Annotated in this window: 24 protein-coding genes and 1 pseudogene; 14 read left to right on the top strand and 11 right to left on the bottom strand. The window is 63.4% G+C overall.

Going from position 1 to position 20,011, the window contains the following annotated elements; all coding sequences use genetic code 11:
• Positions 1-107 precede the first annotated feature (107 nt).
• Positions 108-824, bottom strand: coding sequence for a hypothetical protein (locus CJD35_RS20670; RefSeq protein WP_244917360.1), 717 nt, complete (start codon positions 822-824; stop codon positions 108-110).
• Between the two features lie 241 nt (positions 825-1,065).
• On the bottom strand, positions 1,066-1,698 hold the full coding sequence (locus CJD35_RS20675) for a PRC-barrel domain-containing protein (RefSeq protein WP_244917361.1): 633 nt from the start codon (positions 1,696-1,698) through the stop codon (positions 1,066-1,068).
• Between the two features lie 292 nt (positions 1,699-1,990).
• Between CJD35_RS20675 and CJD35_RS23600 the strand changes: the two genes are divergently transcribed.
• Positions 1,991-2,221, top strand: coding sequence for an SRPBCC family protein (locus tag CJD35_RS23600; protein WP_420876381.1), 231 nt, complete (start codon positions 1,991-1,993; stop codon positions 2,219-2,221).
• A gap of 4 nt (positions 2,222-2,225) precedes the next feature.
• Here the strand turns inward: CJD35_RS23600 and CJD35_RS23605 are convergent, their stop codons facing one another.
• Positions 2,226-2,579 carry a hypothetical protein gene (locus CJD35_RS23605; RefSeq protein ID WP_420876383.1) on the bottom strand — a complete coding sequence of 118 codons (354 nt, stop codon included), beginning with the start codon at positions 2,577-2,579 and terminating at the stop codon, positions 2,226-2,228.
• Here CJD35_RS23605 and CJD35_RS23610 point away from each other — a divergent pair.
• From CJD35_RS23610 to CJD35_RS23620, 3 genes are read left to right on the top strand one after another with little or no spacing between them, the layout of a single operon-like run.
• Positions 2,490-2,783, top strand: coding sequence for an alcohol dehydrogenase catalytic domain-containing protein (locus CJD35_RS23610; protein WP_420876382.1), 294 nt, complete (start codon positions 2,490-2,492; stop codon positions 2,781-2,783). The two genes, CJD35_RS23605 and CJD35_RS23610, sit on opposite strands and share 90 nt — an antisense overlap.
• On the top strand, positions 2,780-3,271 hold the full coding sequence (locus tag CJD35_RS23615) for a zinc-binding dehydrogenase (protein ID WP_420876379.1): 492 nt from the start codon (positions 2,780-2,782) through the stop codon (positions 3,269-3,271). Before CJD35_RS23610 ends, CJD35_RS23615 begins: the two co-directional genes overlap by 4 nt.
• Positions 3,268-3,579 carry an MDR/zinc-dependent alcohol dehydrogenase-like family protein gene (locus CJD35_RS23620; RefSeq protein WP_420876380.1) on the top strand — a complete coding sequence of 104 codons (312 nt, stop codon included), beginning with the start codon at positions 3,268-3,270 and terminating at the stop codon, positions 3,577-3,579. The genes CJD35_RS23615 and CJD35_RS23620 overlap by 4 nt, the downstream gene beginning before the upstream one ends.
• Positions 3,580-3,656: 77 nt before the next feature.
• Here CJD35_RS23620 and CJD35_RS20690 read toward each other — a convergent pair whose 3' ends face one another.
• Both CJD35_RS20690 and CJD35_RS20695 read right to left on the bottom strand, forming a co-directional pair.
• Positions 3,657-3,953, bottom strand: coding sequence for a response regulator (locus CJD35_RS20690; RefSeq protein ID WP_244917362.1), 297 nt, complete (start codon positions 3,951-3,953; stop codon positions 3,657-3,659).
• Positions 3,954-4,098: 145 nt separating this feature from the next.
• Complete coding sequence (locus CJD35_RS20695; RefSeq protein WP_095687546.1) at positions 4,099-4,518, bottom strand: DUF3597 domain-containing protein; 420 nt, start codon at positions 4,516-4,518, stop codon at positions 4,099-4,101.
• Positions 4,519-4,656: 138 nt separating this feature from the next.
• Here CJD35_RS20695 and CJD35_RS20700 point away from each other — a divergent pair, with 138 nt between their 5' ends.
• A complete protein-coding gene (locus CJD35_RS20700; RefSeq protein ID WP_095687377.1) occupies positions 4,657-5,211 on the top strand; it encodes a DUF4142 domain-containing protein in 555 nt (184 codons plus the stop codon).
• Positions 5,212-5,302: 91 nt separating this feature from the next.
• Here the strand turns inward: CJD35_RS20700 and CJD35_RS20705 are convergent, their stop codons facing one another.
• Positions 5,303-5,719, bottom strand: coding sequence for a low affinity iron permease family protein (locus CJD35_RS20705; protein WP_095687378.1), 417 nt, complete (start codon positions 5,717-5,719; stop codon positions 5,303-5,305).
• 206 nt (positions 5,720-5,925) lie between these two features.
• On the opposite strand from CJD35_RS20705, the gene CJD35_RS20710 reads away from it, so the two are divergent.
• The gene (locus CJD35_RS20710; RefSeq protein ID WP_095687489.1) at positions 5,926-6,111 is read left to right on the top strand and encodes a YdcH family protein; all 186 of its coding nucleotides are present in this window, start codon (positions 5,926-5,928) and stop codon (positions 6,109-6,111) included.
• A 356-nt stretch (positions 6,112-6,467) separates the two neighbouring features.
• Here CJD35_RS20710 and CJD35_RS22810 read toward each other — a convergent pair whose 3' ends face one another.
• Entirely contained in the window at positions 6,468-6,710 is a 243-nt protein-coding gene (locus CJD35_RS22810) for a hypothetical protein (protein WP_095687547.1), read from the bottom strand.
• Positions 6,711-6,733: 23 nt separating this feature from the next.
• Between CJD35_RS22810 and htpG the strand changes: the two genes are divergently transcribed.
• The 7 genes from htpG (at position 6,734) to CJD35_RS20745 (ending at position 15,555) form a co-directional block, all read left to right on the top strand.
• On the top strand, positions 6,734-8,626 hold the full coding sequence (gene htpG / locus CJD35_RS20720; RefSeq protein WP_095687379.1) for a molecular chaperone HtpG: 1,893 nt from the start codon (positions 6,734-6,736) through the stop codon (positions 8,624-8,626).
• A gap of 259 nt (positions 8,627-8,885) precedes the next feature.
• Positions 8,886-9,041 (top strand): hypothetical protein, encoded by a 156-nt coding sequence (locus CJD35_RS22560; protein WP_157742339.1) that lies wholly within the window; start codon positions 8,886-8,888, stop codon positions 9,039-9,041.
• Positions 9,042-9,181: 140 nt separating this feature from the next.
• The gene (locus tag CJD35_RS20725) at positions 9,182-9,466 is read left to right on the top strand and encodes a DUF167 domain-containing protein (protein ID WP_095687380.1); all 285 of its coding nucleotides are present in this window, start codon (positions 9,182-9,184) and stop codon (positions 9,464-9,466) included.
• Positions 9,467-9,589: 123 nt separating this feature from the next.
• On the top strand, positions 9,590-13,018 hold the full coding sequence (locus CJD35_RS20730) for a response regulator (RefSeq protein ID WP_095687490.1): 3,429 nt from the start codon (positions 9,590-9,592) through the stop codon (positions 13,016-13,018).
• Positions 13,019-13,028: 10 nt separating this feature from the next.
• Positions 13,029-13,853: a CheR family methyltransferase gene (locus CJD35_RS20735; protein WP_095687381.1), complete on the top strand. Its 825-nt coding sequence runs from the start codon at positions 13,029-13,031 to the stop codon at positions 13,851-13,853.
• Positions 13,850-14,425, top strand: a complete 576-nt coding sequence (locus CJD35_RS20740; RefSeq protein WP_095687382.1) for a chemotaxis protein CheB — start codon at positions 13,850-13,852, stop codon at positions 14,423-14,425. Before CJD35_RS20735 ends, CJD35_RS20740 begins: the two co-directional genes overlap by 4 nt.
• Positions 14,422-15,555, top strand: coding sequence for a hybrid sensor histidine kinase/response regulator (locus CJD35_RS20745; protein WP_095687383.1), 1,134 nt, complete (start codon positions 14,422-14,424; stop codon positions 15,553-15,555). The genes CJD35_RS20740 and CJD35_RS20745 overlap by 4 nt, the downstream gene beginning before the upstream one ends.
• Positions 15,556-15,570: 15 nt before the next feature.
• On the opposite strand, the gene CJD35_RS20750 is transcribed toward CJD35_RS20745, so the two are convergent.
• The gene (locus CJD35_RS20750) at positions 15,571-16,074 is read right to left on the bottom strand and encodes a DUF983 domain-containing protein (protein WP_244917343.1); all 504 of its coding nucleotides are present in this window, start codon (positions 16,072-16,074) and stop codon (positions 15,571-15,573) included.
• A gap of 139 nt (positions 16,075-16,213) precedes the next feature.
• Positions 16,214-16,552, bottom strand: coding sequence for a hypothetical protein (locus CJD35_RS20755; RefSeq protein ID WP_244917344.1), 339 nt, complete (start codon positions 16,550-16,552; stop codon positions 16,214-16,216).
• 191 nt (positions 16,553-16,743) lie between these two features.
• Between CJD35_RS20755 and CJD35_RS20760 the strand changes: the two genes are divergently transcribed.
• Positions 16,744-17,508, top strand: a complete 765-nt coding sequence (locus CJD35_RS20760) for an IS6-like element IS6100 family transposase (protein WP_001389365.1) — start codon at positions 16,744-16,746, stop codon at positions 17,506-17,508.
• A gap of 107 nt (positions 17,509-17,615) precedes the next feature.
• On the opposite strand, the pseudogene CJD35_RS23625 reads toward CJD35_RS20760, so the two are convergent.
• Positions 17,616-17,987, bottom strand: a pseudogene (locus tag CJD35_RS23625) (enoyl-CoA hydratase-related protein); the annotation flags it as partial.
• Between the two features lie 123 nt (positions 17,988-18,110).
• Complete coding sequence (locus CJD35_RS20770) at positions 18,111-19,862, bottom strand: LVIVD repeat-containing protein (RefSeq protein ID WP_095687549.1); 1,752 nt, start codon at positions 19,860-19,862, stop codon at positions 18,111-18,113.
• Between the last annotated feature and the right edge of the window lie 149 nt (positions 19,863-20,011).

Here is a 20,011-nt window from a genome sequence, read left to right on the forward strand (position 1 = left end):
GGAATGCTCCGCCTTTAGCTCATTGGTAACGGTGGTCCTCTATGTATCGGGAAGACAGAGCGGGGGCTCAAGCGGCTCGCGGCGCCGGCCAGCGCTGCGGGCCGCACTCACCGGCTCTCCTGTTCGTGTGATCCAGAAAGACCCTTCCGCGTCATTCGCCGTTCGCCGCGCCATTTTTTGCCGATTTCCCGCTCAAGCCAGGCGACGAAGCGCCCATCCTCGAATTCGCTGGCGTCAGGGCATACGCCCGTCCTCGGCCATCGCAGCCCCATCTCCCCATCCTCCGCGATCCCCGCGTCCCTGGAAGCACGATCCGCACTGGCGATTATCGTCTCCTCGCGCCGCAGGCCGACTTTCCATTGGCGGGCGAGGCCGTCCTCGCCAAGGTCCCGCATGATCATGCAGTCCACACCGTGACGGTCGAGTTTGTCGCGGAGCGCGATGAGCGCCTCGAGCGCGTCCCGCTCGAAGGCCGATCCCACCGGCATGAAGCAGCGCGCGCTCTTGATGGCTTGCGCATAACCGCGCCGCGCCACCGCCTGCCTGTCGGATCGACCGTACAGACGAGCAGCACGAGATGAGGACTGGGAGGTCCAAATCACCCTCGATGCCGAGTTCCACGACAGCGGCGAGGCATGGCCGAAAAGGACGGCGCGCGGCGTGACCGCCTGGGCGAGTAGCAGAAGAAAGCCCTGCCGCGCCTGCTGCAGGATGAGCGTGCGGGCTAGCGCGCCGTTCCAGTAGGGGCCGCTGCGGGTCCAGAGGAGTTCGCTCAGGCGGTGCCGCTGGTGAGAACACCTGGCCGGCAGCCTCCACGAGCGCATCGAGCTCGTCCGTGAGGCCAAGTTCGCTTCTGTGGGCGGCCCCGCAACACGTTGCGGCGGCGCGCGCCATCAGCGACCACAGGCCGCGCCCAAGATCCGAGGCGATCCGCTCAGGCTTCTCGCCGGGCAGCGGCGGAAGCGCGTTGTCCAGGAGATGGAAAGAATCGGGCGCGGAGATCCGCGCAAAGCCGTCCTGCATGATCGTCGCCCCCTCCTGCAAGTCTGCCGTCTCTCTCCTCGTTCAGCAAGGCATGGTGACTACCGAGAGTCGAACCACGACGCTGTGACCACTCGACCGTCTAGCTGCGTGGCGTGCGTCGTGCCCGCCGCCTGGGGCGCCGCGGCCAGTCGCCATCGGCGAGCTCAGGCAGCGCCTCGAACATGTCCTCTCATGATGCAGGGTGAAGCCCTTGCAGCCAAAGTCGAGATCGCTGCGAGCGACTGCGCGCAGGGTCTCGCCGATGCCGCCCACGCCGCCTGAGCGTATGACCACGTAGCTCACGGTGCCGTCCGCGCAGGTCACCAGGGCCTCGACCACGGTGCCGACCACCTCGCCATCCGATGCCGTGACGGGGAGGCCCGTGATCCCGGTGGCCGTAAAGACGTGGGCAGCGCCGAGCGTCGGCTCGCTTCGCTGGCGGACTGGCCGCATCTTCATAGCGCGTTGCCGGCCTAGCCAGCGCCAGATGCCAATCAGGTTGACCAGCGTCAGGAGCCGTTGGTCGCCAGCAGATTTGTCTGCCGGTCGAGAGCCCGACCACGGACCACAGATCGAGCCTAGCGTAAAGACGACGAAGCCCCAGCCGGTGACGCGAGCACCGAGATTGCGGCTGTCATCATGGCGGCGATCATCGTCGCGATCGGGGCGATCCATCCGGCGGCGTCTTCCAGCTTGCTCTCCTATCGCTTGGCCAGACGTCCGATCGGTCGTTGGGAGGTCCGTGATCCTGGCATCGATCGGAACCCCCGCTCCGCGGTGACGTTCCCGAACGAAGGAGATCCGCAGCCATGACAGATTCTGAAACGCGCAGCCGAACCGCCGGACAGGATGACGCCCCGTCACCGCGTCGAAAACCGCCGATCCCGATCGCAAGCTACTGGCCGAGGCGGTCACGATCAACCGACCGGCGCGCGAGCTCTATGATTTCTGGCGCGATCCCACGAACCTGGTTTCATTCATGGACAATATCGTCTCGATCGAGCCGATCGACCGCGATCGGTCGCGCTGGACCGTGAAGGCACCGGCGGGCCGCGAAGTGTCCTGGGAGTCGGTCATCACCAAGGACGTCCCGGGCGAGGAAATAACATGGCAGTCTGCCGAGGGCGCCGACGTCGCCAATAGCGCCGGATCGAGTTTCGCGATGCTGGGCGGCGCGGCACCGCGTGCGCCGCCGTGATCGCCTATGATCCGCCCGGCGGCGTGATCGGCGAACTGGTCGCCAAGCTCTTCCAGCGCGAGCCAAGGATCCAGACGCGGCGCGACCTGCGCCGGTTCAAGCAGCTTATGGAAACCGGCGAAATCGCTACCACGCGCGTAATCCGCGCATCCTCGCAGAGAAGGAAAGTAAGCGCGATGAAGGCGATCACCTGCACGGCAAGCACGACGTGCGCTGCGATACCGTCGACGATCCCGCGATCGTCAATCCGCGCGATGCGATCATCCGCGTGACCTCCACCGCGATCTGCGGGTCGACTTGCATCTTTACGACGGCTATATCCGACGATGCAGAAGGCGACATTCTCGGCCGAGTTCATGGGCGAAGTCGTCGAGGCCGGGCCAAGAGCAGCCTTAAGGCCGGACAGCGCGTCGTCGTGCCGTTCACCATCTCGTGCGGCAGCTGCTACCACTGTTCGAAGACGCAATATTCGGCCGCGAGAATGCGAACCCGGCCGACACCAGGATATCGGCGCGAGGGCTATGGCCATCCGATGCCCGGCCTGTTCGGCTACAGCACATGACCGGAGGCTATGCCGGCGGGCAGGCCGAATATGTCCGCGTGCCCTTCTCTGATGTCGGCCCGCTCGTCATCCCCGACGAGAGCATCCGGACGACAAGGTGCTGTTCCTCTCGACATTCTCCCGACGGGCTGGATGGCAGCAGAGAATGCCGAGATCGAGCCGGGCGACACGGTCGCTGTCTGGGCTGCGGTCCGGTCGGCCTGTTCGCAGTGCAGTCGGCCTTCCTGATGGGCGCCGAGCGGGTCATCGCGATCGATCATTTCCCCCGCCGCCTGGAACTTGCGCGCAAATTCGGTGCCGAGACCATCAATTTCGAGGAGAGCAAGGTCTACGAGGCGCTGATGGAGATGACGGGCGGGATCGGCCCCGACGCGGCGATCGATTGCGTGGGCCTTGAGGCGCACGGCGCCTTTGCCGACAATATCATTGACCAGATCAAGGCTTCCACCTTCCTGGGGACCGATCGCATCCACGCCATCCGGCAGTGATCCTGGCGACCCGCAAGGGCGGGCGTGTCTCGATGCCGCCGTCTATGGCGGCTTCGTCGACAAGTTCCCTTGGCGCGCTGATGGAGAAGGGCCTGACCCTCAAGACCGGCCAGACGCATGTGCAGCGCTATCTGCAGCCTCTCTATGCCGCGATCGCGGAGGACAAGATCGATTCAACCTTCCTTATCAGCCACCGCATGGCGCTCGAGGATGGGCCACTCGGCTATCAGAAATTCCACGACGAGCAGGACAGCTACACGAAGATCGTCCTGAAGCCAGGGCAGGCGGCGGGCGCGACGGCGGCCTGACGCCGCGCATGCGGCTTTCTCACACGCCGCGAGCGCGTCGATCGAAGCTTGAACGTTTTCGTAAGTATAGGGCTTGGTCAGGGTCCGGCGCCGGCATGGCGCTCGGACGGCGCCTGGAGGTTGCCACCCGTGGCAAGGACGAACGGGATGCCGCGATCCTGAAGCGCGTCGGCGACCGGCCAGGAGGTTTCCTTGCCCAGGTTGAGGTCGAGGATGGCGAGGTCAAAGCTCTGCGCTTCGATCTCGGCGAGCGCGTCGGCGACGCTTCCTACGGCCGCGCCGATCCGATGACCCATCATGTCGATGAAATCCTCGAGCATCATGGCGATGAGCGGTTCGTCCTCCACGACAAGAATGTTGCGTGTGTTTGTCATGGGGTCGGCAATATGCCTCCCTTGTAGGCGCGCCAAGCTTTATCCGGCCTGCCCCGCCTGCACGCCTCCGCAGCCGTCGTCACTCGCTGGATCGTCGTTGCGGCAATGCGGCTGCTCCGTTGGAACAGCCGCGATGCGCAACCGCCTAATTGCGCATGTCGTCGGGAACAATGCCGCCATTTTCGGCAAGCTTATCCATGACGGCGCGGTGAAGCGCGATATTCTGTTCGGCTGAACCGGGTTCGCCGGCATTCACCCCGAGTTCCTCGGCCAGCTCCTTTCGGGCGGTGAGACTGGAATCGAGATCGAGAAGCTTCAGGAGATCGACGATCGAGGTCTTGTAGTTGCCGCCATGATCGTCCTTCATAGCGGCCATAGCCTCCAGGACGGGCCCGACGTCGACCGATGTTTGCGCCGGTGCAGCGGCGGCGGGGCCGGAGCAGGGGTCGTGGGGGCTGGGGCGGGACTTGGCGCGGCAGCGCGGCGGAGGGCGCAGGACTCGCGGCGCGGCCTTGGCCGCGTTCGGGTGGAAGATCTTGCTCAGAATGTTGCCGAAGATGCTCATCGTCTCGTCTCCTTGGGTCTCATGCCGCGCGGCAGGCGGGCAGGGGTGAAACGTCCCGCGTTCGAAAAGGTCCGATGCCGGAACGATGAAGCCTGGTCCGCGTTGAGCAGGCGTCCTGCTCGAATGGGGGAGTTATTCATGAAACCGCTTCTTTTGGTATCTCTTTCGGCCGCCGCGCTCTGCCTTTCCGCTTGCGGCAAGAAGGCCGAGCCTGTCGAGAATACGGCAGCGACCTCCGCGGCCGAACCTGCCGCGCCGGCACCTGCGGTCCTGAGCCCGGGACAGGCCTTTGCAAACACGGCGGCAGCAAGCGACGCTTTCGAGATCGAGACGTCAAAACTCGCGGCGAGCAAGGCGCAGTCCGCAAAGATCAAGTCCTTCGCCCAGCAGATGATCAAGGCCCACACGGACTCGACTGCCAAGCTCAAAACGGCGGCCGCGGCCGCGACGCCGGCGATCGCGCCTGATGCGGCGTTGACCCCGGCCCAGCAGCAGGAGCTCGCCGATCTGCAAACCAAGTCGGGCGCCGAGTTTGATCGCGCCTATGCGCGCCTTCAGGCCGATGGCCACCAGAAGACATTGGATGCGCTCAAGGCCTATGCGGCAAGCGGGGACGTTGCGCCCCTCAAGGCTTTCGCGTCCGAGCTCGTACCGATCGTCACTGCGCACCTCAATATGGCCAAGGGCCTCTAACGCCAGCCAGCTTCACGAACCGGGTGTCTGGTGGACGCCCTGACCTGCGCATCATGAGGCGCCAGCGCTCCGAACGGGCGCTGTGCGCTCGTCAGTAGCGTTTGAGCAGAGTTTCCACGGTGCGGGTGACGGTCCGATCCTTGTCGTCGTCTGCTTCATTGCGGATATCGTTTTCCAGGGCTTCCCGAATTTTGGCGATCTGGGCGTCGGTCAGATGCTCGATGCCCACGAACTCGACGCGCGCCTTGTCGAGCGCGCGGATGATTTCGTCGAGCTTGGCCTGCATCGCGGCGCCATCGCGGTTCTGGCTGTTCTGGATGAGGAAAACGGCGAGAAATGTCAGGACGGTCGTCGCGGTGTTCACGATGAGGTGCCAGGTGTCGGAGTAATTCAGGAATGGTCCGCTGACGGCCCAGAGGATGATGAACAGGGTCGAGAGAATGAAAGCCAGCGGCTGGCCCATGATCGTGGCGGAACGTGTGGCGATGGCGGTGAAGAAACGATCCATGGGAGATTTCCAAATCTTTGCTGAGACGATGGCGGTGCTTTGACGACCAGGCGGTGTGTTGCTGTACGATTGCTGGGGCGCCAGACCAAGACCATCCTGATGTCGACCACAGGCCTCGGAATCACTGGAAAAAGAAAGGGCGCGCACCTATTCTCAGGCTGTGCGCGAGCACGCGCACATAGTCACAACCTGGCATGGAGAAGACGATGTCCGACCATTATCTGAACCATCTGCGCGAGGAGCACGCCCGTCTGGAGGCACAGATCGAGCAGGAACTGCGGCGGCCTGTACCCGACCAGCTTCTGGTCGCCCGCCTCAAGAAGCTCAAGCTCGCCGCTAAGGATCGACTGACGGCCATGGATCGCGGTCGCGACCAGAGCTCGGCGGCCTGACGACAGGACGGCGGAGCCGAGAACGTCGGTTCCGCCTTTCCGCTGAAGCGGGCATGACAAGTACCTTGGGCTATTGCGGTGGGAATTGACTCGCGGGTGCTACAAATGTCCCGTCGATCGCGTTAGACGTGGACCATGTATGTGCGTTGTCTTCTGGGTCGGCATAAGCCGTCTTCCGCTTCCATAGCGCGCGACAAGCAGGGCCAGTACAAAGCGTTCTGCGAGCGATGCGATTTGCCGATCGAAATGGATCACAAAGGCGCCTGGCGCGTGCCGCCCCCCATTTACGACCGGCCCCAAGAGAAAGACAGCGTCGCAGCTGACGATTAGCTGCGGGCTGCGGGCTGCGGGCTGGATTACTGCGCAAGCAGCAGGTCCGCCTTGGCAGCGCTAAGCAGTACCCATCCTACTGAATCGGCAACGCCGAGCGCGAGGGCCGACCATTGCAGGGACAAGCAACGCGCCGCCTGCCGGGCCCCCGCGACGGATTTGAGGCTCATCATCCCGCCGAACTGGTGCGTCACTTGGGTCCCGCCCGCGATCACGCCTGTTCCCCGGGTTGAAAAACCGGGCGGTGCCAACCAGATTTCGCCCGCCATTCTAAGGAGAGCGAAATATAGCGATGAGCACGATTACCGACGCTTCCCCCGACACGCGGTCCTTTGAGGCCGATGTCGCCAGGCTGCTGCACCTCATGGTGCACTCCGTCTATTCGGACAAGGATGTCTTCCTTCGCGAACTGGTGTCCAACGCCGCCGACGCCTGCGAAAAGCTGCGCTACGAAGCGATAGCCGCGCCGGCACTGCTGGGAGACGACCCTCAGCCGCGGATCATGATCACGCTCGATCCCGATGCGCGCCAGTTGACCATTGAGGACAATGGCATCGGCATGACCCAGGCCGAAATGGCCGAGGCGCTCGGCACGATCGCCCGCTCAGGCACCAAGGCCTTCATGGAACAGATCGCCGCCAAGAAGGATGGCGAGGGCGGCCAGCTCATCGGCCAGTTTGGCGTCGGCTTCTATTCCGCCTTCATGGTCGCAGACAAGGTCGACGTGCTATCGCGCCGCGCTGGCGAGGAGGGTGCTGGCCTGTGGACGTCGGATGGTTTGGGCACCTACTCAATCGGGGATGCTGATCCGGCCGAGGCTCCGGCGCGCGGAACGCGCGTCATTCTTCATCTCAAGGAAGATGCGGCCGACTATACCCGGCGCTTCAGCGTGGAGCCCAAGATCAAGGCGCAGTCGGGCCATGTCCCGGTCCCGATCGTCCTCAAGGACAAGCCCGATGCGGAGCCGGCGCAGATTGCCGATGGAGCGGCGCTGTGGACGCGGTCCAAGTCCGAGATCAGCGAGGAAGACTATACTGACTTCTATAGGACCAACGCCGGACAGTTCGACACGCCGGCACTGACGCTGCACTACCGCGCCGAGGGCGTGCACGAATATAATGTGCTCGCTTTTGTGCCTGAGATGCGACCCTTCGACCTGTTCGACCCCGATCGGGCGGGGCGGATGAAGCTCTATGTCCGCCGGGTGTTCATCACGGGCGAGGCGCAGATCCTGCCCCGCTACCTGCGCTTTGTGCGCGGACTGGTCGACTCGCAGGACTTGCCGCTCAACGTCTCGCGCGAGATGATCCAGGAGAGCCCGGTTCTGGCCGCCATCCAGAAGGGTGTGTCCAACCGCGTGCTGAGCGAATTGGAAAAGCTCTCGAACAGCGATGGCGACAAGTATCTCAAGATCTGGGATAATTTCGGGTCCGTCCTGAAGGAGGGTCTCTACGAGGATTACGCCCGGCGCGAGACGCTGCTGGGGCTCGCCCGCTTCAAGACCAGCACGTCGAACAATGAATGGCGTTCGCTCAAGGACTATGCTGCCGATCTGAAAGAGAACCAGACCGCCATCTATTATGCGGTGGGTTCCGACATCGAGCGGCTCGCCTCCTCGCCGCAGCTCGAAGGCTTCCGCGCGCGCGGCATCGAAGTGCTCCTGCTTACCGATCAGATCGACGGCTTCTGGGTGACCGGAGCGCCGGATTTCGAAGGCAAGCCGTTCAAGTCGGTGACGCAGGGGATGTCGGATCTGGGTCTCATCCCCCTTGCCGATGGAGAACAGCCGCCGGCGGAAACATCGGACGAGGTCGCCGGCTTCATCGACTTCGTCAAGGCGACGTTGGGCGACGTGGTGTCCGATGTCCGCGCGTCGGAACGGCTGACCGACAGCCCTGTCTGCCTGGTCGCGCCCGAACATGGCATGGACCGTCAGATGGAGCGGCTCCTGGCGGGCGCGGGGCAGCTTGCGCAGGTGAGCAAGCCGGTCCTCGAGATCAATCCCCGGCATGCGCTCGTTACCCGGCTCAGCGCGGTAGGCGCAGAGCAGGCGGATCTGCGCGAGGATGCAGCGCATCTGCTGTTCGACGAGGCCCGCATCGCCGACGGGGAACTGCCGCTCGATCCGCGCGCCTTTTCTGAACGGCTTGGCCGGGTCCTGCTCCGCGGCAGCGGCCCGATCTGAAGGCCCGGTTGGGGCGTCTCTCAGCCGGCCGCTCATGCCAAGGTAAGATTTACTGCCCGGGTCCGCTTCGCAGTGGGTCCGGGCCATACCGCATTCTTCGGCTCCCGCCCCCTGCTGATGTATAGAACATCAAATCTCTATATTCACAGCCTCTATCGACAGATGGTACATGTATGAGCGAGGCATGATGCCTCTGCGGGCGCAAGGCTGATCTCGCAGGGAGCTGGCCCGACGGAATCCAAAAGGGCCGGCACGCATTATGATCATCGCAGCGATCGTCATCATTTCCCTGATCCTGATGGTGCTGTTCTTCGCCGTGACCGTGGCCGGAGGCCGCGCCCATGATCGGCAGAACAGGGAAGCGGCGCGTCGAGCTGACCAGCAGCCCAGTGCGGCCGGGGATCGCCGGTCATGACGTGTCGCTCTCTGGCTGTCTCGCGCCGAGCGCCGCTGTGCGTAAGCGGGCCGGTGTGACGCGGGGGCGGGCAGCCAGCAATGTCCAGGTCAAGGCTGGCTTCGGGCCCAATTTCAAACGCAACACGGCTTTGCGCGGCCATGGCGCGGCCTAAAGTGTCCTGTCCGCCACGGGCAGATATTCTGGCGCTCGTCGATGGCGCGGGCCGGCTTCCCGTTCGTGTGACGCCCAATGCCTCCGCCGATGCTATCACCCTGGCGACCGCGGACGGTATCTTGCATGTCCGGACGACAGCGACGCCTGAAGGTGGCAAGGCCAACGAGGCCGTGCTCAAGCTTTTGGCAGCAGCGCTCGGTCAACCGGTTTCTGCACTGGAACTGCTGCGCGGATCGACGGGCCGAAACAAGATCGTCCGGGTGATCTAGCTCCGCGCGGGGCTGCAGCGGGGCGCGGCGAGTAAATTCGCCAAATCCTTTCACGGGCTGGAAAAAAGGGTATGACAGCCACCTTTGGCGCGGTCGGGACAGGATACGGGGTTGGCGGAAATGATGGGGAATAAGAGCACGGCCGTTGGCACGCTGCGGCGGAAGAATAACGGGCTCATTGCCGGTCTGATCTTGGGGCTGGCTTTCTTCCTGATCAGTACCTGGCTTGCCTATTCGAATATCCAGGCGCTGCGCGAGGCCGACAAGGCCATTCGTCATACCCATGAAGTCCTGATCGCACTCGACGAAGTTCTTTCCACCGCCAAAGACGCAGAGACGGGCCAGCGCGGCTATCTGCTGACCGGGACCAACGCTTATCTCGAGCCCTACCGGACCGCAGTCGCCGCCTTGCCCGCGCGGCTCGCGGCGCTGAAGGCGCTGACCGCCGACAATCCGGTGCAGCAAGCGAGCCTGGGACCGCTCAACCGCCATATCGATGCCAAGTTGGCTGAATTGCGCGAGACGATCGAATTGCGGCGCACGCAGGGCCTGACCGCTGCCATGGGGATCGTGACAAGCGACCGCGGCAAGGGCGAGATGGACGCTATCCGCGCCCAGCTTGACGGCATGGCTCGCGAGGAAGTGCGCCTGCGGGAAGAGCGCATGGGCGACATGACGGACGCGGCGCGCGCGGCGATCACCAGTGGCGTTGTTTCGGGTCTGCTGGGCTCCGCACTCACCATCGCGATCTTCGTGCTGCTGCTCCGTAATGGACGGGCGCGCGCGGGGCAGGAATGGCTGCAGTCCGGCGAAGTCGGCCTCTCCGAGGCGATGCGCGGGGACAAGTCCGTCGAACAGCTTGGCGAGGACATCTTGGCGTTCCTGGCCGAGCATACAGGGCTCTCGGGCGGCGCCCTGTTCAAGGGCGAGAGCGGCCACTTTAGGCGGGCGGCCGTGGTCGGGGTTCCGGCCGACGCCAATATGCCCTCCTCCTTCAACATCAAGGAGGGTTTGCTGGGCAAGGTCGCAGTCGATGGCAAGGCGCTGGTCCTGGAAGACGTGCCGGAGGGCTATCTGACGATCGGCTCGGCTTTCGGTCGCGACAAGCCGCGCCATCTGGTCATCGTACCGGCCAAGGCGGACGCGCAGGTCAATGCGGTCCTGGAGCTCGGCTTCTTCAAGCCGGTCGATCCCTTGGTGCTCGATCTCCTGGAGCGTGTCTCGCCGGCGATCGGCATCGCCCTGCGCTCGGCGCGCTTCCGGGCCCGGCTCCAGGACGCGCTCGAGGAAACGCAGCGCCAGGCCGGCGAGCTTCAGGCCCAGAGCGAGGAACTGCGCGTCTCCAACGAAGAACTCGAAGAGCAGGGGCGGGCGCTACGGGAATCCCAGGTTCGTCTGGAGCAGCAGCAGGTCGAACTCGAACAGACCAACAGCCAGCTTGAGGAACAGGCGCAGACGCTGGAAACCCAGCGGGACGAACTTGAGCGGGCCGGCGCGGCGCTGGGCGCCAAGGCGCACGAACTTGAGCAGGCCAGCCAGTATAAGTCGGATTTCCTGGCCAATATGAGCCACGAATTGCGCACGCCGCTCAATTCGCTGCTGATCCTCTCCAAGCTGCTGGGAGACAATTCGCAGGGCAACCTCTCCGACGAGCAGATCAAATATGCCAATACGATCGAGTCTTCTGGCAATGACCTGCTGACCCTCATCAACGACATTCTTGATCTGTCCAAGATCGAGGCAGGGCACATCGAGATCCGTCCCGAAACCGTCGCGCTGCAGCGGCTGACGGGCGACCTGCGGCGGACCTTCGACCCGCTTGCCGAGAAGAAGGGCCTTGGTTTCGACATCAGGCTTTCCGATGACTGTGCCCGCACGATCGAGAGCGACCGGATGCGGCTCGAGCAGATCCTCAAGAATCTCCTGTCCAACGCCTTCAAATTCACCGAGCGCGGACAGGTGAGCCTCGCCATTGAGCGCGTGGATGATGAGTCCATCCGCTTCGCCGTCAGCGACACGGGCATCGGCATTTCGGCGGAGCAGCAGGCCTCGATCTTCGAGGCCTTCCACCAGGCCGACGCGACGATCAGCCGGAAATTCGGCGGGACGGGCCTTGGCCTTTCCATCTCTCGCGAGCTCGCGCGCCTACTCGGCGGCCGGATTGCGCTGGAGAGCCGCCCTGGCGAAGGCAGCACCTTCACGCTCACCATTCCACTGGCCTATGAGACCGTCGCCCAGCCGACCCGGCGGCGTTCCGACCCGGGTCCCGCGCCGGTCGCGGCGGCCCCCGCCATCCCCCTGCGTCCGGCGCCCGCGTCATCGGCATGGAGCCTGGAAGACGACCGGGCGAGCCTGACCGAGGGCAACCGGGTCCTGCTCGTCATCGAAGATGATGCGGTGTTCGCACAGATCGTGTGCGAGCTTTCACGCGAACTCGGCTTCCAATGCGTCATCGCCGGCAATGCGGAGGACGCGATCAAACATGCTCACGAGTTCAAGCCGAGCGCGATTGTTCTCGACCTGGGTCTGCCGGACCAGTCCGGGCTTACCGTCCTTGACCGGCTGAAGCATGACGATGAAACGCGCCATATTCCGATCCATGTGATTTCGGCGGCCGACCAGAGCCAGACCGCGCTGTCGCTCGGTGCGGTCGGCTACCACATCAAGCCGGTCAAGCGCGAAGAACTCGCGCAGGTGCTCGAGGGCCTGCAGGCGAAGCTTGCCTCGCGCATGCGCCGGGTCCTCATCGTCGAGGACGATGCGGTTCAGCGCGACGCAGTGGGTAAGCTTTTGGGCTCGGACGATGTCGAGACGATCGGCGTGGGCACGGCCGCCGAATGCCTGGAACAGCTGCGGCGCGAGACGTTCGACTGCATGGTGCTAGACCTGACCCTGCCGGACACCTCGGGGTTCGATCTGCTGGAAACGCTGAGCCAGGAGGGCGATCATGGCTTCCCGCCGGTCATCGTCTATACCGGGCACGACCTCTCCGCCGACGACGAGCAGCGGCTGCGGCGCTATTCGAGTTCGATCATCATCAAGGGCGCCAAATCCCCTGAGCGGTTGCTCGACGAGGTTTCCCTGTTCCTCCACCAGGTCGTCTCCGAGCTGCCGCCCGAGCGGCGGCGCATGATCGAAAAGGCGCGTCACCGCGATGCCGCGCTCGAGGGTCGGCGCATCCTCATCGTCGAGGATGATGTCCGTAACGTCTATTCCCTGTCGAGCGTGCTCGAGCCGCGCGGCGCGATCGTCCAGATCGCCCGCAACGGGCAGGAGGCGATCGATGCGCTCGCCCAAGCCGGGGACGATGTGAAGAAGGCCGTCGACCTTGTGCTCATGGACGTCATGATGCCGGTCATGGACGGGCTGACCGCGACGCGCGAGATCCGGGCCGATCCGCGCTGGACGAAGCTGCCGATCGTGATGCTGACCGCGCAGGCCATGCCGGACGATCAGCAACGCTGCCTGGAAGCGGGCGCCAACGACTATATGGCCAAGCCCATAGACGTCGATAAACTTTTGTCGTTGGTGCGCGTCTGGATGCCCCGATGAGGAGATCTCGGTGACAGGCGGCCTCGAGGATCTGGAGATCGGCCTCCTGCTGGAGGCGCTCTACCAGCGCTATCATTATGATTTTCGCCCCTATGCGCGCGCCTCGATCAAGCGGCGCCTGGTGCAGGCGCGGAGCCAGTTGGGCTTTGCGAGTTTTTCGGCGATGCAGGAAAGCCTGCTCCATGAAGAACAGACGCTACCGCGCCTGCTCAATTACCTGACCGTGCAGGTCAGCGAGATGTTTCGTGACCCGGCCTACTATAAGGCGCTGCGCGAACGCGTTATCCCGCACCTCAGAACCTATCCCTCGCTCAAGGTCTGGGTGGCGGGCTGCAGCAATGGCGAGGAGCTCTATTCGCTTTCCATCCTCTTCCGCGAGGAGGGGCTCGGCGCGCGGACGATCTTCTATGCGACCGATATCAATCCCGATGCCTTACGGGCGGCGCAGGCGGGAATCTATCCGCTCGACCAGATGCAGAAATATACGGCCAATCACCAGAAGTCGGGCGCGCGCTCGTCGCTGTCGGACTATTATACGGCCGATTACGGGCATGCCGTGTTCGACAAGACACTCAGGAGCCAGGTCGTCTTTTCCGACCATAGCCTGGTGACCGACGCGGTGTTTGCGGAGATGCATCTCATCTCGTGCCGCAACGTGCTCATCTATTTCGATCGCGAGCTCCAGGATCGCGCCATCGGACTGTTCCGCGATTCCCTCGCCCGTAAGGGATTTCTGGGGCTCGGCTCGAAGGAGAGCCTGCGCTTTTCCCGGCACGCGGCGGCCTTTGCCGATTTCGATACAGCAGAGAAGATCTATCAGCGGGTGGACGGATGAGCCGGGATCCGATCAGGGCGGTCGTCATCGGCGCCTCGGTCGGCGCGGTGCAGGTCCTGCTGGAAATCCTGCCCGCGCTCCCGCCAACGTTCCCCGTCCCGATCTTCATCGTCGTGCATATCCCGCCGGATCGCACCAACGCCCTCACCACCCTTTTCGCGGATCGCTGCGGGCTGCCAGTCAAGGAGGCGGAAGACAAGGAGACTCCTGTCCCGGGCACGGTCTATTTCGCGCCGGCCGATTATCATCTGCTGATAGAACAGGATGGGCGCGTGGCCCTGGCGATGGACGAGCCGGTTCATCATTCGCGGCCAGCGATCGACGTCCTCTTCGAGACCGCGGCCGACGCCTTCGGCCCCAATCTCGTCGCCATCGTTCTGACCGGTGCGAACGAGGATGGCGCCGCGGGCCTGCGAGCCGTCGGGGAGGCGGGCGGCCTGACCCTTGTCGAAGACCCGACTTGTGCTTCGAGTTCCACCATGCCGGCCGCCGCGCTTGCGGCGTGGCCCCAAGCGCGGACTCAGGATGTGCCCGGCATCCTCGCTTACCTTCAGACCCTGGTGGCTCCATGACGAGTGAGAACCCTCTGCCTAACTGCCTTCTGGTCGATGACCTGGAAGAAAATCTTCTGGCGCTCGAGGCGCTTCTGGGCGACCAGGGTGTGTCGATCCTCAAGGCCCGATCCGGGGAGGAGGCGCTCGAGCTTCTTCTCCAGCACGACGTGGCGCTCGCCCTGCTCGACGTACAGATGCCCGGCATGGACGGCTTCGAGCTTGCCGAGTTCATGCGCGCAAGCGAGCGGGCGCGTGATGTTCCGATCATCTTCCTGACCGCGGGCAGCGCCGACCAGCAACGCCGCTTCCGGGGCTATGAGGCGGGCGCGGTGGACTTCCTCCAGAAGCCGATCGAGGCCGATATCCTTCGCTCCAAGGCGCGCATCTTCTTCGACCTCTATCGTCAGCGCCAGAAGATCGGGGCGCAGCGTGATGCGCTTGAGGAGCTGACCGGTGTGCTGCAGACCGCAGATCGCCGCAAGAATGAGTTTCTGGCGGTTCTCGCCCATGAATTGCGCAATCCCATCATGGCAATGGGGGCGGGGCTGCACCTGATGGAACGCAGGCCCGATCCCGAGACCGCCACGATGGTGCGCGGGCAAATGAGCAAATATGTGCGGCATCTCGGCAGCCTGGTCGAGGACCTGCTCGACATCGCACGCATCGACCAAGGCAAGATCGCGCTCAAGAAGGAGCGTCTGCTGCTCCAGGACTTGCTTAGCTTTGCCGTCGAAGGATCACGCCATCACATCGACGCAGCCAGCCATGAGCTGATCCAGGATGTCGCGCCTGAGCCGATCTGGCTGGAGGCCGATCATGCCCGGCTTGCGCAGGTCGTCGGCAATCTCCTCACCAACGCCGCCAAATACACGCCTGCGGGCGGAGAAATTCGTCTCTCCGCGAGGCGCGAGGAGGATCAGGTCCGCATCGAGGTCGCCGATACGGGCGTCGGCATCCCGGCCGAGATGCAGGCCCGGATCTTCGATCTGTTTGCCCAGATCGATGGGTCCAACCAGCGCACGCAGGAAGGACTTGGGATCGGACTCGCGCTCGTCAAACAGCTGGTCGAGCTCCACGGCGGGACGATCGCGCTCAAGCGTAGCGCGCCGGGAGAGGGCAGCGTGTTCGAGGTCGTATTGCCGCTCTGAGGCGGGCCGCGACCTCTACGGTCCATCGTCCCCAGGCTCGGCCACTCCTGTTGTTCGCTCCTTTTCGAACCCGTGCATGCCCCACCACCACTGCAGCGCGATGATCGCGCCTTTGGCGGGCTGCAGCAGGCCGAGAAGCAGAACAAGCGCCAGCGGTACAATGATTGCCATCATCGCGGTGACCGAGAGCGCGAAATCGCGGGCCAGCGCGATGATGAGGGGCGCCATGAGGTGACCTGTGACGATGATCGCCACATAGGCCGGGAAATCGTCCGCGCGTTGATGGCTCCAGTCCTGGCCGCAGTGCGCGCAGATGGTCACAGGTTTGAGGAATCGGTGGAATAGGTGCGCGTCGCCGCACCTTGGACAGCGGCCGCGCACGCCGCGTAGCGCGGCGGTACCCAGCGTTTCGGGCAGAGCGCAGTCTCGACGCTTCGGCCCGATGAACTGGGCAGGCGGGGCGCCGGCCGGACGATCACGGCGATCGAATGGCGTTCGGGTGAAATCAGGCAAGATCATCTCGCTGCTATCGAAGAGAGAGGCAAGGCTGGACGGCAGACAGCCCCAGGAATCATATGGCTTTTACACTCAAATGTGAAGGCGCAGTTATGATGTATAAAACACCATTCCGACGTCCGAAGTGTGCGGTCGAACTTGCTTATAACGGCGAGCCGAGAGCCTGCGCTGCGTCGCCCAGGTCCGCCTCCGCGATGACATAGCTGTCGCCCTCTCCGGCAAAGAAGAGGTTCAGTTGCGCCTCGCTCCGGGCTTCTGGCGTGGGACCATGGTGCGCCTCGTCCCAATGCGCCTCGACGAAGCTCCACAAGGCCGCGCTGGCCGCTGGCTGATCGTCATAGATGCCTACCTTCTCCGTCCCCTGGAAGACGATCACCAATACCGTAGCCAGCACAGCCTTCTTCGCCCTTGAACCGTTGCCTTTCATGGGATTCCGCACGAACCCGCGACGCTTCAGGCACCCCGTGCGGCTTTCATTCACGCTCCGGGCAAGATGGGCAAAGAATGAGCGGGTTCAACAGGCTGAATTAAGACCATTTTGGAGCTAAACCATTTGCCAATATGCTTGTGCTAGGAAGTGTCGAACGCGCGGGAACAGGTGTCGTCTCAAGGGCTCTGTTGCAAAAATCGTGAAGCTTGAGCATGCTTGGCGGAGATTGGACGGACGGAACGATGACGGATTTCAAGTGGCGCCATTTCCAGGGTGATGTGATCCTGTGGGCGGTGCGCTGGTATTGTCGCTATCCGATCAGCTATCGCGACCTTGAGGAAATGCTGGCGGAACGCGGCATTTCGGTCGACCATACGACGATCTATCGCTGGGTCCAGTGCTACGCCCCGGAGATGGAGAAGCGGCTGCGCTGGTTCTGGCGGCGTGGCTTTGATCCGAGCTGGCGCCTGGATGAAACCTACGTCAAGGTGCGGGGCAAGTGGACCTACCTGTACCGGGCAGTCGACAAGCGGGGCGACACGATCGATTTCTACCTGTCGCCGACCCGCAGCGCCAAGGCAGCGAAGCGGTTCCTGGGCAAGGCCCTGCGAGGCCTGAAGCACTGGGAAAAGCCTGCCACGCTCAATACCGACAAAGCGCCGAGCTATGGTGCAGCGATCACCGAATTGAAGCGCGAAGGAAAGCTGGACCGGGAGACGGCCCACCGGCAGGTGAAGTATCTCAATAACGTGATCGAGGCCGATCACGGAAAGCTCAAGATACTGATCAAGCCGGTGCGCGGTTTCAAATCGATCCCCACGGCCTATGCCACGATCAAGGGATTCGAAGTCATGCGAGCCCTGCGCAAAGGACAGGCTCGCCCCTGGTGCCTGCAGCCCGGCATCAGGGGCGAGGTGCGCCTTGTGGAGAGAGCTTTTGGCATTGGGCCCTCGGCGCTGACGGAGGCCATGGGCATGCTCAACCACCATTTCGCAGCAGCCGCCTGATCGGCGCAGAGCGACAGCCTACCTCTGACTGCCGCCAATCTTTGCAACAGAGCCGCCCCGCTCACCGCCGAGACGATTGGGATCGGCAAACGCACCATACTCTCGAGCAAAGGGTTGAAGCCGGTTTCAAGCGCACGTCCCCGATCAATGCGTTCAGGATCCTCTTGAACGCCGCCGCTGAGATCGGCGCCCGAGCAGAAGGCGCGCCCCGCCCCACGCAGCAGCAGCGTGCGCGCGCCCATTGCCGCAACGCTGTCCAGCGCATCCATCATCTCGTCGAGGGTCTGCATGGACAGCGCGTTCAGCACTTCGGGACGATTAATCGTGATCGTCGCCACGCCTTCGATGCATTCCAGCGTGATGTGTTCGTAACGCATGTTCTTCTCCCTTGGAGCGACCCTTGGCTCATTGCCTGATCGGTCGCTCAAGTTGCTCGGTCCAGCAATGTGCGGCGGGAGGCGGAGAACGCGCCCAGCCATGATCGCGGCGAGCGCGAACAAGCCTCCCGCACTGTTTTGCGCCTCGCCGCGACGAAAGGGGCTCCGTCATCTACCCCCCGCCGACAGCCCTCAAGCCGAGCCGCCAGCGGCCGACACAGGTTATCACTTCACGGTCGGGAAGCCGAGGCGAGCGCGAAGGTCCGGATTCAGTTCGATAACGTGGAAACCGGTCGTGACGCAGGCGAACCAGATGTGCCCGGACTCGGGAACATAGCGTACATGCGACATACACCCGTCGGTTACCTGGTCGTTCAACCCTGTCCAGTTTAGCCCGTTGCCACTTAGCGGGGTATCGGGATTCGCACCCGGCTTATAGTAGCCGACTTCAACCGGCTTTGTAGGATCGCGCAAATCAACGATCCTCACTCCGCCAGCGAAGAAGGGGAACAGACCAAGCCTCGTGTTCCTTGCATCGTCGACATCGTTGAAATGCGAGCCAACCGCGCCGAGGCGCGCGGTGATGTCTGGGATTGGGATGAAGCTCGCATAGGGATCCTCCTTCCGAGGAGTAAATCGTATCGCGTCGCAGTTCTCCTTGATATTCATTTGCAGCTTGAACTCGCCGACGATCTTTGGATTCTTCTCGTCCGCGATATTGATGATCCGCGGCCATGTTCCAGGACAGGCGCCCAGTTCGGCCGCACCCACCAGGTGTGGAACTCCGTTGATCGACGCGGGCACGACAGAATGGAAACCGCCTTGCTTGGCTTCGCCGACGAGCCTCATCTTCGGTTGAGAGCGCCCATCGACGATGTCGCTGTTATCGAGAATGTAGACGCTGCCGTTCTCCACAGGCACGTCCCCGTCGGAGGCGAGGATAGACGCCCCCACAGGCACGTCCCCGGTTTCGGAGGCGAGGACAGCCGCGTAGATCCGCCGCTCATCATGGCTGATCGACACTTCATGTGGCGTGAACCCAGCCGTCAATCCATTGGGTCGCGTGACGCCGAAGCGGCCGAGATAGCGGGGGCGCTTCATGTTGCTGATGTCGAGCACATGCAGGCCACCCTTCCCCGAACCGAGTCCGGGCACGACTTCTGTACCGTAGACGCGACGACCGTTGGGAGAGATTGTCACCATGTGGATGTTGGCGGGCCACTTGAACTCGCTCTGCAATTTGGGATTCAGGCAGTCCGAGGCATCGTAGATGCTGAGCCAAGCTGCGTCCTCCTCGCCCCGGCCAGCAATTCCTCCCGAGTAGGCGCCGGCGACGAGAACTTTGCGACCTGGTGCCGCAATCGCGTGCATCGTCTCTACCGCATCGATCGAGCCCCGGTCCCGCAGCAAGCGCACGGGCTTTGGAGCCCGGGGGTCCCTTACGTCGATAACCGCGACGCCCGCTGGCTCGCGGAGGAACAAGGCAGATCGGCTGTTGGCGGTTATCGGGCCTGCCTGCTTGAAGGTGGATACATAGGCACATTGATCGACCCATGAGAGCTGCAAATTGCCGCCGCGGTTCCAGATGTCCGTGCGACCGACGAGGCGAACGCCAGCATGATAAGGAAGTTTGGACCGGCCGCTCACCACGTCTTCGATCGTGGTTTGGCCCTGAAGCCCGGTTTCGGGGCGATCGCCGGGACCAATGACGACCTGGGAAGACGCCGGCCATCCGCTACACAGACAGGCTAGGCCGAGCGGGGCAACGACCGCGAGCCTCCGAATCTTGGTGGCTGTCACCGCAGTCAGGCGCGAAAGAGCCTCTGTGGTGCGGATCGTCGGTGAACGCCGCGATGCTCTATCGTGCGTCGCCGCCCCGATCTCGACCATGCCCGGCTTCATGACGCCGACCGGTTTGGCGGGCAAATCATCGGCAAGAACAACATTCCCATGCGCTTCGCTTAACATCCGCAACATCTTTCTCTCCTTTGCTTGGTGCGTCCTCAATCTTGCCACAACACATCGTGCGACACAGAGGAATTCGTAGCCCGTTGCGTTCGCCCGGGCGTCGCTGATATCGTCGAAATGAAGCCGGTCGCTGAGACGACGCTGCTTCCGGCCGCGCC

This window comes from Sphingobium xenophagum, assembly GCF_002288285.1.
In the GTDB taxonomy this organism is placed as follows: domain Bacteria; phylum Pseudomonadota; class Alphaproteobacteria; order Sphingomonadales; family Sphingomonadaceae; genus Sphingobium; species Sphingobium xenophagum.